The following is a 13195-nucleotide window of genomic DNA, read 5'->3' on the forward strand; positions in this document are numbered from 1 at the left end:
AAGCAGACATGAGCGACACCCTGGGCGCTGAACCGGCCCATGGCCGCCAGTCGCAGGGCACGCAGGGAGCCAGGGGTGTGGCGAAGTCCGCAGCCCCGGCTCCGCCGCGAGCGGCTGCCCACCGCCGAGGCCGTGCCAGGATGCGACTGGAGATCACGGTCCTGTCCGCGCCGGCGATCATCCTGTTCCTGGCGTTCGTGATCTTCCCGATCGTGCTCGCCGCGTACTACGGGTTCTACCGGTGGAAGGGCTACGGAGATCCCACCGACTGGGTCGGCCTGGGCAACTACAAGCTGATCCTGACCGACCCGGCGTTCCACGACGTCCTGTGGCACAACGGTCTGCTTCTCGTACTGTCACTGGTCGTCCAGGGCCCGATAGCGATCGCCCTCGCCCTGCTGCTCAACCAGAAGATCCGCGGCCGCTCGGCGATCCGCGTCCTGATCTTCGTGCCCTACATCGTGTCGGAGATCATCGTCGGCATCGGCTGGGGCCTGATACTGCAGAGCAACGGAGCCGCCAACGGTCTGCTGGAAAGGATCGGACTGGGCTCCCTGGCAGCCGACTGGATCGCCGACCCGGACCTGGCCCTGTGGACCCTGGTCGCCATCATCACCTGGAAGTACATCGGCTTCGCGGTGATCCTGATGCTCGCCGGCCTCCAGTCGATCCCCGAGGAGATCTTCGAGGCCGCGCAGATCGACGGTGCCACCTACTGGCAGATCCAACGCCGCATCACGCTGCCGCTGCTGGGGCCGACGATCCGCATCTGGGCCTTCCTGTCGATCATCGGCTCACTGCAGTTGTTCGACCTCGTCTACATCATCTGGGGCCCGTACGTCGCGGGCACGACCGGCACGTCGACGATGGCGATCTACATGCTCGCCCAGGGCCGCAACGCGGGCAATTACGGCTACGGCAGCGCTGTCGCGGTGGTCATGTTCGTCATCTCGCTCGTCGTCGCCCTGATCTACCAGCGCTTCGTGCTGCGCCGCGACCTCCGGGGCGCCGTCACGGAAGGGACCGTGTGATGAGCGTGACGACCACCGTATCCCGGACGTCCCCCGCGTCGGAGGCGACGCCGCCCACCGGCCGCCGCGGCGCCCCGCAGAAGTGGGGCAGCCCCGCCGTCTACTTTGTCGCGCTGCTCTTCGTCGGTGTGTGCGTCGCGCCGGTTCTCTTCATCGTGCTCGGCGGATTCCGCTCCAACTCGCAGATCACCACGGACCCGGCCGGCCTGCCGCACCCCTGGGTGATCAGCAACTACACCGGCATCCTGACGTCGAACGTCTTCTGGGGCGAGTTCGCCAACTCCCTCATCGTCGCGATCGCCAGCACCGTCGGCATCGTGGCCACGGGGATGATGGTGAGCTTCGTCATCGCGCGCTACGACTTCAAGCTCAAGGGGGCGATGTACTCCCTGTTCGCCGCCGGCCTGATGTTCCCCCTGGTCATCGCGATCACTCCGCTGTACCTCGTCATCAAGGACCTCGGGCTCGTCGACAGCCTGCTCGGCGTGATCATCCCGCAGATCGCCTTCGGCCTGCCGACCACCGTCATCATCCTCGTACCGTTCCTCAGGGCGATCCCGAACGAGATCGAGGAGGCCGCCGCGATCGACGGGCTGGGCCGTCTCGGCTTCTTCTTCCGCATGGTGCTGCCGCTGTCCCTGCCCGGGGTGGTGACCGTCGGCATCCTCGGATTCGTCGGCAGCTGGAACAACTACATCCTGCCCCTGTACATCCTCAACACGCAGGCGAACTACACCCTGCCGCTCGGCGTCCAGGTCTTCACGTCGCAGTACTCCACGGACACCGCGAAGGTTCTCGCCTTCACCTCACTCGCCATGCTGCCCGCGCTGATCTTCTTCTCGATATTCGAGAGGCGCATCGTCGGTGGCCTCACCGGCGCCGTGAAGGGCTGACGCGGGCGTCCGGCCGCCGGACCGCCCACCCTGTCCTGCCCCTGCCGTACGTCTCGGCGGGGGCGGGCCGCTGCCCGGTGCCGACCGCCCGGCACGCGCCATCACCTCGAAAGGACCGCCGCATTGCCCCGCGCCCACATAGAACTCGACAGGCAGGCCGTCATCGCCCCTGTCCAGCGCCGCACCTTCGGCTCGTTCGTCGAGCACCTCGGCCGGTGCGTGTACACCGGGCTCTACGAGCCGGGTCACCCGACCGCGAACGCGGACGGGTTCCGCATGGACGTCGTCGATCTCGTCCGGGAACTCGGCAGCACGACCGTCCGCTACCCGGGCGGCAACTTCGTCTCCGGGTTCCGCTGGGAGGACTCGGTCGGCCCGCGCGAGAAGCGGCCGGTGCGCCGCGATCTCGCCTGGCGTTCACTCGAATCCAACCAGGTCGGTCTGGACGAGTTCGCCCGGTGGCTCAGGCTCACCGACTCCGAGTTGATGCTGGCCGTCAACGTCGCCACCCGGGGCATCCTGCCCGCACTCGACCTGCTGGAGTACGCCAACCACCCGTCCGGCACGACGCTGTCGGACCTGCGCGTCGCCCACGGCACGCCGCAACCGCACGACGTGCGCATGTGGTGCCTCGGCAACGAGATGGACGGGCCCTGGCAGACCGGGTTCATGACGGCGGACGACTACGGCAAGCTGGCAGCCCGCACCGCCGCCGCCATGAAACGGGCCGACAAGGACCTCGAACTCGTCGTCTGCGGCTCCTCCGGATCGACCATGCCGACCTTCGGCGACTGGGAACGCACCGTGCTGGAGCACTGCTACGACCACGTCGACTACGTCTCCTGCCACGCGTACTACCAGGAGCACGACGGCGACCTCGGCTCCTTCCTCGCCTCGGCGACCGACATGGACTACTTCATCGACACCGTCGTCGCGACCGCCGACCACGTGGGGCACAAGAAGCGCTCGTCCAAGAAGATCGCCGTCTCCTTCGACGAGTGGAACGTCTGGTACCTGAAGGAGCACCAGGAATCCGACAAAATCCAGGACGAGTGGCGGCACGCCCCCCGTCTCCTGGAGGACACCTACACCGTGGCGGACGCCGTGGTCGTCGGCAACCTGCTGATGACACTGCTGCGCCGCAGCGACCGCGTCACCTCGGCGTCCCTGGCCCAGCTCGTCAACGTGATCGCACCGATCATGACGGAACCCGGCGGCCCGGCCTGGCGGCAGACGACCTTCTATCCGTTCTCGATCACGAGCCGGCTGGCCGCCGGCGAGGTGCTCCGGCCCCTGATCGACGCGCCGACGTACGAAACGGCCCGCTACGGGGAGGCGTTGGTCGTCGACGCCGTCGCGACCGCCGACGAGGACCGGGCCGCGATCTTCCTCGTCAACCGCGACACCGCGGAAGCGGCCGAGGTCACGGTGGACGTGCGCAGCCTCGGGCACTCGCGCATCACGGAGGCGGTGACCCTCGCCGACGCCGACGTGTACGCCCGGAACACGCTCGCCCACCGGGACCGGGTGACCCCGGCCCCGAACACGGGCGCGGCGCTCGCAGACGGCCTGCTCACCATCGAGCTGCCGCCGACCTCCTGGACGGCGGTCGCCCTGCGGTGAGCGAGGGTACGAACGCGGCTCGACGGCCGGCCGGGTCCCGGGCCACCGGCCCCGCGGACGAGCCGGCGGGCCCGGTCGCCGAACGCCGCGAGACGGTGTGCACGTTGCGCGACGGGACGCGCCTGCGCACCCTTCTCCTCATTCCGCACGGACCCGGGCCCTGGCCGGCCCTGCTGACCCGCCACCCCTACGACGTCGCCCGTGAGGAGCGCGAGGGAATGCTCGACGTCGGGCGGCTCGTCGCCGCCGGATACCTCGTCGCGCTGCAGGACGTCCGGGGCCGCTTCGGCTCGGAGGGGGTGTTCGTCCCCTGCGCGCAGGAGGTGGACGACGGGGCGGACGCCGTGGCGTGGCTCGCGGGGCTTCCCGAATGCGACGGCACCGTCGGGATGTGGGGCGCCTCCTACGCCTCGGACACCCAGTTCGCCGCGCTGCTCGGAGGCTCACCGGGATTGCGGGCGGTCGCCCCGGCCATGACGCCGGCGATGTCGGCGCTCGACGGCTTCCGGTTCCGGGGCGGGGTGCCGGAGCTCGGCAGCACCCTGGCGTGGACCCATTACGCGATCGCCCCCGACCTCATCGCGCGGATCGGCTCGACACGCGAGCGGGAGGCCGAGGCGGAACGGTGGGAGGCCACCGAGCGGGCGGTCACGAACGGTTCGGCGTTCCGCGCCGGGGCGCCGCCCACCGGGCAGGACGCGGAGCGGATCGTCGCGTGGGGCCTGGAGCTGCTGCGGGAGCCGCTCGGGTCGGAACGTCATCGCGAGGCGAAGGTCGTCGACCGGATCGACGCGGTCGACGTGCCGGTCTTCCTGATCGGCGGGTGGTTCGACGTCTTCCTCGGCTCGACCCTGGAGCTCTACCGGCGGCTGCTGCGCCGAGCGAAGGAGACCGGCGGGCCGGTCCCCCAGCTTCTGGTCGGCCCCTGGACGCACGACGACTTCTCGGGCCGGGCCGGCGGAGCGGACTTCGGGCCGGGGGCGTCCGCCGGTGACCTCGGCGGCCACGGCGACCTCACCACCCAGCACGTGCTGTGGTTCGACGCCACTCTGCGCGCTGCCGCGGCGGACGTGCCCCCGGTGCGGGTGTTCCTCATGGGCACGAACCGGTGGATCGAACTGGAGGAGTTCCCCCCGCCCGGCACACGGACGCTGGAGCTGTACCTGAACGCGGAAGGCACGCTGACGGCTGACGCGGCCGGGCCGGGCGAACGGCGGCTCACGAGCGATCCGGCGTCCCCCGTTCCCACGTGCGGCGGATCGGTGCTCCTCTTCGGGCCGTTCGGAGCGGGGCCGGAGGACCAGGCGGCGATCGAGGCGCGCCCGGACGTGGTCTCCTGGCGCACCGCACCGCTCACCGGTGAACTCACCGTGATGGGCGCGGTCCGCGCCGTCGTCCACCTCACGACCACGGGGAATGACGCGGACGTGATCGTGCGACTGTGCGACGAGGCCCCGGACGGCGTCAGCCGTGTCGTCACCGATGGGGTGCAGCGCGGGTCGGCACGGTTCGTGGACCCGGTCACGGGCGTGGGCGAGCGCCGGCCGTTGGAGCCGGGCCGGGACCACGAGTTCGTGATCGATCTCTGGTCGACGGCGCACACGTTCCTGCCGGGTCACCGGGTGCGCGTCGACGTCGCGCCCAGTTCGTCACCGCGCTGGGACGTCGGGAGCAATGTGTTCGACCCGGCCGGCCGGGCGGACCCCGTCGTCGCGGTGTACACGATCCGTCACGGCGCCGACCGTCCGAGCCGCCTCGTCCTCCAGGTCGTGCCGCCCGCACCGTCCTGACGCGGGCGGGGGCGCGGGCCGCCGCCCGCTCGGGTCAGCGGGGCGACGGTGCGACCGCCCGGACGGGGCCGGTGGAGGCCCGGACGACCAGTTCCGTGGCCAGTTCCATGCGTGCCGGCGACCGGGCGCCGCCGTCGTCGCCCCGGGAGATCTCGAGGAGCAGTTTGACGGCGGCGGCGCCCAGTTCGGTACTCGGCTGTCTGACCGTCGTCAGGCCCGGGGTGATGTACTGCGCCTCCGGCAGGTCGTCGAAGCCGATGACGCTGATGTCCTCGGGGATGCGCAGGCCCCGGGCCGCCAGTGCGTCGTAGACGCCGAGTGCCATGGAGTCGGCGCAGGCGAAGATCGCGGTGATGTCCGGATCGCCGTCGAGCAGGGTGTGGGTGGCGGTCGCCGCCTTCGCCCGGTTCCACGCACCGTGGGCCACCGAAACCGTGGCGCTGCCGGCGGTCGTGGTGTCGGCGGCCGCACGGAAGCCGTCGACGCGCGCCCTGCTGAAGAGGTGGCGGGCGTGGCCGGCGACCACGCCCATCCGCTCGTGCCCGAGCGACAGGAGGTGTTCCCCCGCCATGCGGCCGCCTTCCCAGTTGGCCACTCCGACGCTCGCCACCCCGGAGGGGGGTGTGCTCATGGGATCGATCAGCACGACGGGGACGCCCGCTGCGAAGAGTGCGCCGAACTGTTGCGACGCGGGATCGACCAGCGTCCCGATCACACCGATGGTGCGCCTTCGCAGCAGCCGTGACACCCAGTCGCCCCTCGGCTGTGCGAGGGTCAGGACGACGTCGAGCCCCGCTGTCGCCGCTTCACGCCCGACACCGGCTATCAGCAGGTTCGCCCACGATCCCTCGAAGTGGGTGACCACCAGGTCGAGCACCTGGGACAGCCCGCCGCTGTCGTCCCGCCCCTTCTCGCTCTTGGCCCCGGCCCGGCGGGTGTAGCCGACGGCCCGCACGGCTTCCATGACCTTCGCTCGGGTCTCCGCCGAGACGTCCGTTCCGCCTCGCAGCACCTTGGACACCGTGGGAACGCTCGTACCGGCGGTCTTGGCCACCGAGGACAGGGTGGGGCGCGATGCGGCTGGTCGAGGCGGCATGGGGAAAGGTTAGCCCAACCGGACAGGGGGTCCTCCGGGGCCCGATGACCGCTTCGGGCGGGCGCCCGGGCCTCATTCGGACGGCGGCGGAGCCGGGACGTACTCGTACCAGTCGAACGCGACCGAGCCCCGTGTGGCGTACATGCCGATCACCCGGCCGGTGAAGCCGCAGGCGACCTCGGTGGACAGGTAGCGCCCGTCCAGTTCGGCCAGCGGCGAGGCGTCCGGCGCTCCCGGGTCGCCGAGCCAGAAGGCGAGCGTGTCGGGGCCCGTGGTGCCGCCGTCCGTGAGGTGGGGCGAGGCGGGAACGAGGTCCTGCGTACGGATCGCCACGGTGAGGCGCAGCGGCCCGGCGGCGACCGCCCTGCGGGCCACCGTCTGGCGGAGGGGGCCGATGCGGGCGACGACGCGGACCTCCCCGTCCCCGGCCTCCATCTCGTAGTGGTGGGCCTCGTCCAGGCGCACGCAGAGACCGCCGCGGCCGGTGCCGGGGTCGATCAGCGCGGTGACCCGGCATTCGTGGTGCTGCTGGCGGCGGCCGACGAAGGTGTAGCCGGGGGTGTCCAGGGTGGGCCCCGTGGCGTGGAGCACCAGCCGGCCCGGCTGCTCGGTGAGGGACCAGGAGCCTTCCGGGCGGGTGAACGGCGAGATCCAGTGCGGCGCCAGGGCCGGCGCGTCGAAGTCGTCGCGGTCGGGCGGCGCGGCGACGGGATGCCAGGCACCGCCCGGGGCCGGGTGTTTCGCGGGGACGGGCGCGACGACGGGCCAGCCCTCGTCGTCCCACTCCACGGGCGTCAGGCAGGTCTCGCGGCCGAGCACGTGCACGTCGGGGGTGAAGCCGCGGGGGCGGACGCCGAGCAGGACCATCCACCAGCTGCCGTCCGGAGCTTCCACCAGATCGGCGTGGCCGGTGTTCTGAATGGCGCGGGCGGTCCCGCTGTGGGAGAGCAGCGGGTTGGCGGGTGCGCCCTCCCAGGGGCCGCGCGGCGAGCGGCTGCGGGCGATGGACACGCTGTGGCCGCGTTCCGTGCCGCCTTCCGCGATCAGCAGGTACCACCAGTCGCCGATGCGGTAGAGGTGCGGTGCCTCGGGGAACTTGAGACCGCTGCCCGACCACGTGGGGAAGGGCCCCTCCAGGACCTCCCCCGTGACCGGGTCGATCCTGGCGATGTTGATGCCCCCGGCGGGGCCGGAGAAGGCGCACCAGCAGGTGCCGTCCTCCTCCCAGGCGAGGTCGGGGTCGATGCCGGTCAGGTCGATCCACACCGGATCGCTCCACGGCCCCTCGGGCCGCTCGGCCGTGACGACGAAGTTGCCGCCCCCGTCGATGTTGGTGTTGATGACCCAGTAACGGCCGTCGTGGTGGCGGATCGTGGGGGCGTACAGGCCGCCGGAGGCCTTGGCACCGGGGAGGGGCAGGGGCAGTTGCCCGGGGCGGTCGAGCACGTTGCCGATCTGCTCCCAGTGCACCAGGTCCTTGCTGTGGAAGAGGGGCAGCCCCGGGACGTACTCGAAGCTGGAGCACACCAGGTAGTAGTCGTCGCCGACCCGGCAGACGCTCGGATCGGGGTGGAAGCCGCTGATCACCGGGTTGTCGTACGTGTGCACAGAAGCGGTTCCCTTCAAGGTGCCGGGGTGCGGGGGTGGCTCCACGGGCGGGGACGGACCACGCCGCGAGGGGGCCACCGCCGTCACGGCGGTGGCCCCCCGGGCCTTCAGCGGATTCCCCGCGGGGCGAGGAGGCCGGTGCGGGACCGTGTCAGGACGACAGGGTCCAGCGCTGGTTGCTGCCGCCCGAGCAGGAGTAGAGCTGGAGCTGGGTGCCGTTGGCGGTGCCGGCGCCCACGGCGTCGAGGCAGAGTCCGGACTGCACGCCGACGATGGATCCGTCGGAGTTGATCCGCCACTTCTGGTTGTCGCCGCCCCAGCAGCTGTAGATCTGGATCTTGGCGCCGTTGCCGGTGCCTGCGGCGTCCAGGCACTTGTTGCCGTAGACCCGCAGTTCCCCGGCGGAGGTGGACGCCCACTGCTGGTTGGTGGCGTTGTGGCAGTCGTACAGCTGGACCGCGGTGCCGTCCGAGGTGCTGGAGTTGGGCACGTCCACGCAACGGCCCGAGGCGACGCCCTTCAGCTGCCCGCTCCCCTCGTTCCCGCCCGGGTCGGGGGGCGTGGTGGAGCCGCCGTTGAGGGCGTTCAGGACGGAGGTGTAGGCGGCCTTCTTGCTGCCGTCGTTGTTGAACAGCAGCGGCGTGTCACTCGAACGCCAGGAGTCGCTGTCGCGGACGCCCCAGACGGTGATGCCGAGGCAGCGCGAGACGGCCAGGCAGTCGTTGGTCACGTTGGCGTAGGTCGAGGCCGACGCGCCCTGGATGTCGAGCTCGGTGACGGCCACGTCCACGCCGAGGGCGGCGAAGCTCTGCAGGGTGGTGCGGAAGTTGCTGTCGTACGGGCTGCCGCTGTTGAAGTGGGACTGGAAGCCGACGCAGTCGATGGGCACTCCGCGCTGCTTGAAGTCCTTGACCATGTTGTACACGCCCTGGGTCTTGGCCCAGTTCCAGTTCTCGATGTTGTAGTCGTTGTAGCAGAGCTTGGCGGCCGGGTCGGCGGCGCGCGCGGTGCGGAAGGCCACCTCGATCCAGTCGTTGCCGGTGCGCTGGAGGTTGGAGTCCCGGCGGCCACCCGAACTGCCGTCCGCGAACGCCTCGTTCACGACGTCCCACTGGGCGATCTTGCCCTTGTAGTGGCCCATCACCCCGTTGATGTGGTCGATCATCGCCTGGCGCAGGGTGCTGCCGCTGAGGCTCTGCATCCAGCTGGGCTGCTGGGAGTGCCAGGCGAGGGTGTGCCCGCGCACCTTCTTGCCGTTCTGCACCGCCCAGTTGTAGACGCGGTCACCGGCGCTGAAGTTGAACTGGCCGCGCTGCGGCTCGGTGGCGTCGATCTTCATCTCGTTCTCGGCCGTCACCATGTTGAACTCGCGGGACGCGATCGAGGTGTAGGCCGAGTCGCCGAGCTTGCCCGAGGCGATGGCGGTGCCGAAGTAGCGTCCGCTCTGCGCCGCGGCGGCACCGAGGGTGGTCTCGGCGGCGTGCGCGTCCGACGGTGCGACCAGTGCGGCGGAAGCGCCCAGGACGCCGACGAGCAGGGCCGGCAACAGTGCGCGCAGTGGCCGGCTGAGAGCGGATCTCGGAAGGGCGTACGAGCCCATGGCTGTGCCTCCTCGGTAGGGGGATCGGGGAAGGACCGAAGCGGGGCGGGCCGCGTGGCCCGCTCAGGAACGGATGATTGAGGCTTTGACCGTGACTCGTCAATACTTCGGTCAAAGAATGTTTCCGAGTTCGAAACGAAATATTTCGAAACGACTTACGCGGAGTTCTGCGGAAGAGAATCCGCCGTACACCTTGACTGTGAGCGCTAACATTTCTAGCTTGTGGCACCACACGCCGAGCCCTGCTCGAAACATTTCGACGGTGTCTCTGCTCTCAAACCCCTGCTCTCAGGAGGTCCCCCCATGCGGTGTCGCCCCTTGTTCCCCTTCCGTCGAGGAAGGTTGCTCGCCGTCCTGGCGCCCCTGCTGCTCGTCGCCACGTTCCTCGGTGCGCAGCCCGCCGCCGCCGCGACCGTGGATCCCGGCGCCTCGTACGTGCTGGTCAACCGCAACAGCGGCAAGGCGCTGGACGTATACAACCTGGCGACCAATGACGGTGCCCGCATCACCCAGTGGTCCCGGAACGACCAGGCCCAGCAGCAGTGGCAGTTCGTGGATTCCGGTGACGGCTACTACCGCGTGAAGTCCCGCCACTCGGGCAAGGTGCTGGACGTCTACAACTGGTCGACCGCGAACGGCGGTTCCATCGTCCAGTGGACCGATCTGAACGCCACCAACCAGCAGTGGCGGCTCGCCGACAGCGGTGACGGATACGTGCGGCTGATCTCGCGCCACAGCGGCAAGGCCCTCGAAGTGCAGGGTGCCTCCACCGCCGACGGCGCGAACATCGTCCAGTACGACGACTGGAGCGGCGCCAACCAGCAGTGGAAGCTGGTGAAGACCGGCGACGAGAACCCGGGCACCGGTACGTGCGAGCTCCCGTCCTCGTACAGTTGGAGCTCCACCGGCGCGCTGGCGCAGCCCCGGTCCGGCTGGGCCTCGCTGAAGGATTTCACCGTCGTCCCGTACAACGGCAAGCAGCTCGTCTACGCGACGACGCACGACCTGGGGTCGAACTGGGGGTCCATGAACTTCAGCCCGTTCACCAACTGGTCGGACATGGCGTCGGCCGGGCAGAACGCGATGTCCTCCGGGACCGTCGCGCCCACGCTCTTCTACTTCGCGCCGAAGAACATCTGGGTGCTCACCTACCAGTGGGGCGCGACCGCCTTCTCGTACCGGACGTCGAACGACCCCACCAACGCGAACGGCTGGTCGGCCCCGCAGACGCTCTTCTCCGGGAGCATCAGCGGCTCCGGCACGGGACCGATCGACCAGACGCTCATCGGGGACGGGACGAACATGTACCTGTTCTTCGCGGGTGACAACGGCAAGATCTACCGGGCGAGCATGCCGATCGGGAACTTCCCGGGCAGCTTCGGGACGTCCTCGACCGTGGTCATGAGCGACACCACGAACAACCTGTTCGAAGCCCCGCAGGTGTACAAGCTGCAGGGCCAGAACCGTTACCTCATGATCGTCGAGGCGATCGGTTCCCAGGGCCGCTACTTCCGCTCGTTCACGGCCACCAGCCTGAACGGGTCGTGGACGCCCCAGGCCGCGACCGAGGGCAACCCCTTCGCGGGGAAGGCGAACAGCGGCGCCACCTGGACCAACGACATCAGCCACGGCGAACTGATCCGCACCAGCGCCGACCAGACCATGACCGTCGATCCCTGCAACCTGCAGCTGCTCTACCAGGGTCGCAGCCCACAGTCCGGCGGTGACTACGGTCTCCTGCCGTACCGGCCCGGCCTGCTGACGATGAAGCACTGACCTCACCCCGGACCGGCCCTCCCGCGCGTGCGCGCGGGAGGGCCGGTCACGTCAGCGGGTGACGACGTGGCGTTCGTCGGGAACGCAGTGGGTCATGGTCAGGCCCGTGACGTCGCGCGGCGGGTTGTCGCCGAGGCGGGAGAGGCGCTGCCGGTCCTCGTCGGTGAGGGTCTGGCCGGGCAGCGGCTCCAGCCCCTTGACGTCCGCCGGGGTGATGCGGAGCCCTTCGCCGATCTTGAGGCCGAGTTCGTTCTCCACGAGCAGGAAGTGCCAGACCATCCGCTCCTGGACCGGCCGGTCGCACTGCGACAGCAGGTTGACGAGGTTGTGCACGAGGTCGTCGCGCTCCCACTGCTCCATCAGGAGGTAGCGCTGCCCGGCCTGGAGATAGTCGTTGGTCCGGGGAATGCGCTTGCGGGTGAGCCGGCCGCGCACCTCGGGGCCCACCTCGTCGTGCGTGGGGTAGTGCGCCTCGCGCAGGCCGCCCGTGATGGACGGCTCGTAGTTGACGATCGGGTTCCCGCCACCGCCGTCCACGTGGTAGGTCATCAGGCCGTCGCGCTGGTTGGTGCGCACGGTGGCGTTCTTGGCCTGGTTGACCGGGAGTTGCAGGTAGTTGGGCCCGACGCGGTAGCGCTGGGTGTCGCTGTACGAGAAGGTGCGGCCCACCAGCATCTTGTCGTCGGAGAAGTCGAGCCCGTCCACCAGCACACCGGTGCCGAAGGAGATCTGCTCGTTCTCCGCGAAGTAGTTGTCCGGCATCCGGTCGAGCACCATCCGGCCCACCGCCCTGGGCGGGAAGTCCTGCTCGGGCCAGGTCTTGGTGTCGTCCAGCGGGTCGAAGTCCAGCTCCGGGTGGTCGTGGTCGTCCATCAGCTGGACGAGCAGCTCCCACTCCGGGTGGGCACCGCGCCCCACGGCCTCGTACAGGTCCTTCGTGGCGTGACCGAGGCTGTCGGCCTGGACGTTCGCCGCGTCCTCCTCGGTCATGCTGCGCACGCCCGCCTTGGGCATCCAGTGGTACTTCACGAGGAAGGACTCGCCGGCCTCGTTGACCCACTTGTACGTGTTGACGCCGAAGCCCTGCATGTGGCGGTAGTCCGCCGGGATGCCGCGCGGGCTGAACAGGTTGACCAGCATGTGCATCGACTCGGGCGTCTGCGACATGAAGTCGAAGATGCGCCTCGGCTGCTGCTCGAACGTGACGGGGTCCGGCTTGAGCGCGTGGATGACGTCGGGGAACTTGATCGCGTCCCGGATGAAGAAGACGCCCAGGTTGTTGCCGACGAGGTCCCAGTTGCCGTCCTCGGTGTAGAACTTCACCGCGAAACCGCGCGGGTCGCGCGCCGCCTCGGAGGAGTCCCGGCCGCCGATGACGGTCGAGAAGCGCACCGCGACGTCCGTGCGTTTGCCGCGCTCCTGGAAGAGCTTGGCACGGGTGAACCGGGCGACGGGCTCGTCGCCGAGGGTGCCGTACGCCTCGAAGTAGCCGTACGCGGTCACGCCCCGGGCGTGCACCACGCGCTCGGGAATCCGCTCGCGGTCGAAGTGGCTGATCTTCTCCAGGAACTGGTAGTTCTCCAGCGTGGCCGGGCCGCGGGCACCGACGGTGCGCTGGTTCTGGTTGTCGTACACGGGATGGCCCTGCCGGTTGGTGAGCGTCTCGCGCTCGTCCCCGGCGGCGGGCCCCCTGCTCGAAACGTCCGTCACGTGCGTCGACTCCTTCGGAACGTGTACGTATGCGCCTTTTCCTCAAGCTATGCGAGGTTTACGCGCCC

9 protein-coding genes are annotated in these 13195 nt (G+C 69.8%); 5 read left to right on the forward strand and 4 right to left on the reverse strand.

The window, feature by feature from the left end; translation table 11 throughout:
• Window positions 1–8 precede the first annotated feature (8 nt).
• The 4 genes from AB0L33_RS19105 to AB0L33_RS19120 all read left to right on the forward strand — a co-directional run bounded on the left by AB0L33_RS19105 (window position 9) and on the right by AB0L33_RS19120 (window position 5337).
• A complete protein-coding gene (locus tag AB0L33_RS19105; RefSeq protein ID WP_365682827.1) occupies window positions 9–1031 on the forward strand; it encodes a sugar ABC transporter permease in 1023 nt (340 codons plus the stop codon).
• Window positions 1031–1924 carry a carbohydrate ABC transporter permease gene (locus AB0L33_RS19110; protein WP_365682829.1) on the forward strand — a complete coding sequence of 298 codons (894 nt, stop codon included), beginning with the start codon at window positions 1031–1033 and terminating at the stop codon, window positions 1922–1924. The genes AB0L33_RS19105 and AB0L33_RS19110 overlap by 1 nt, the downstream gene beginning before the upstream one ends.
• 123 nt (window positions 1925–2047) lie before the next feature.
• The gene (locus tag AB0L33_RS19115) at window positions 2048–3547 is read left to right on the forward strand and encodes an alpha-N-arabinofuranosidase (protein ID WP_365682830.1); all 1500 of its coding nucleotides are present in this window, start codon (window positions 2048–2050) and stop codon (window positions 3545–3547) included.
• Window positions 3544–5337, forward strand: coding sequence for a CocE/NonD family hydrolase (locus AB0L33_RS19120; protein WP_365682832.1), 1794 nt, complete (start codon window positions 3544–3546; stop codon window positions 5335–5337). The genes AB0L33_RS19115 and AB0L33_RS19120 overlap by 4 nt, the downstream gene beginning before the upstream one ends.
• Window positions 5338–5371: 34 nt before the next feature.
• Here AB0L33_RS19120 and AB0L33_RS19125 read toward each other — a convergent pair whose 3' ends face one another.
• The 3 genes from AB0L33_RS19125 to AB0L33_RS19135 form a co-directional block, all read right to left on the reverse strand.
• On the reverse strand, window positions 5372–6433 hold the full coding sequence (locus AB0L33_RS19125) for a substrate-binding domain-containing protein (RefSeq protein ID WP_365682834.1): 1062 nt from the start codon (window positions 6431–6433) through the stop codon (window positions 5372–5374).
• Window positions 6434–6505: 72 nt separating this feature from the next.
• The gene (locus AB0L33_RS19130; protein ID WP_365682836.1) at window positions 6506–8041 is read right to left on the reverse strand and encodes a glycoside hydrolase family 43 protein; all 1536 of its coding nucleotides are present in this window, start codon (window positions 8039–8041) and stop codon (window positions 6506–6508) included.
• Between the two features lie 151 nt (window positions 8042–8192).
• Window positions 8193–9641, reverse strand: a complete 1449-nt coding sequence (locus AB0L33_RS19135) for an endo-1,4-beta-xylanase (RefSeq protein ID WP_365682838.1) — start codon at window positions 9639–9641, stop codon at window positions 8193–8195.
• A gap of 303 nt (window positions 9642–9944) precedes the next feature.
• On the opposite strand from AB0L33_RS19135, the gene AB0L33_RS19140 reads away from it, so the two are divergent.
• A complete protein-coding gene (locus AB0L33_RS19140) occupies window positions 9945–11417 on the forward strand; it encodes a non-reducing end alpha-L-arabinofuranosidase family hydrolase (protein WP_365682840.1) in 1473 nt (490 codons plus the stop codon).
• A 51-nt stretch (window positions 11418–11468) separates the two neighbouring features.
• Here the strand turns inward: AB0L33_RS19140 and AB0L33_RS19145 are convergent, their stop codons facing one another.
• Window positions 11469–13127 (reverse strand): catalase, encoded by a 1659-nt coding sequence (locus AB0L33_RS19145; RefSeq protein ID WP_365682841.1) that lies wholly within the window; start codon window positions 13125–13127, stop codon window positions 11469–11471.
• Window positions 13128–13195 lie beyond the last annotated feature (68 nt).

Source organism: Streptomyces sp. NPDC052299, from assembly GCF_040679335.1.
Lineage (GTDB): Bacteria > Actinomycetota > Actinomycetes > Streptomycetales > Streptomycetaceae > Streptomyces.

What these genes read in the sequence shown, in the direction of transcription:
- AB0L33_RS19105 (WP_365682827.1), top strand. Translation starts at nt 9, where the DNA reads ATGAGCGACACCCTGGGCGCTGAACCGGCCCATGGCCGCCAGTCGCAG.
- AB0L33_RS19110 (WP_365682829.1), top strand. Translation starts at nt 1,031, where the DNA reads ATGAGCGTGACGACCACCGTATCCCGGACGTCCCCCGCGTCGGAGGCG.
- AB0L33_RS19125 (WP_365682834.1), bottom strand. Translation starts at nt 6,433, where the DNA reads ATGCCGCCTCGACCAGCCGCATCGCGCCCCACCCTGTCCTCGGTGGCC.
- AB0L33_RS19135 (WP_365682838.1), bottom strand. Translation starts at nt 9,641, where the DNA reads ATGGGCTCGTACGCCCTTCCGAGATCCGCTCTCAGCCGGCCACTGCGC.
- AB0L33_RS19140 (WP_365682840.1), top strand. Translation starts at nt 9,945, where the DNA reads ATGCGGTGTCGCCCCTTGTTCCCCTTCCGTCGAGGAAGGTTGCTCGCC.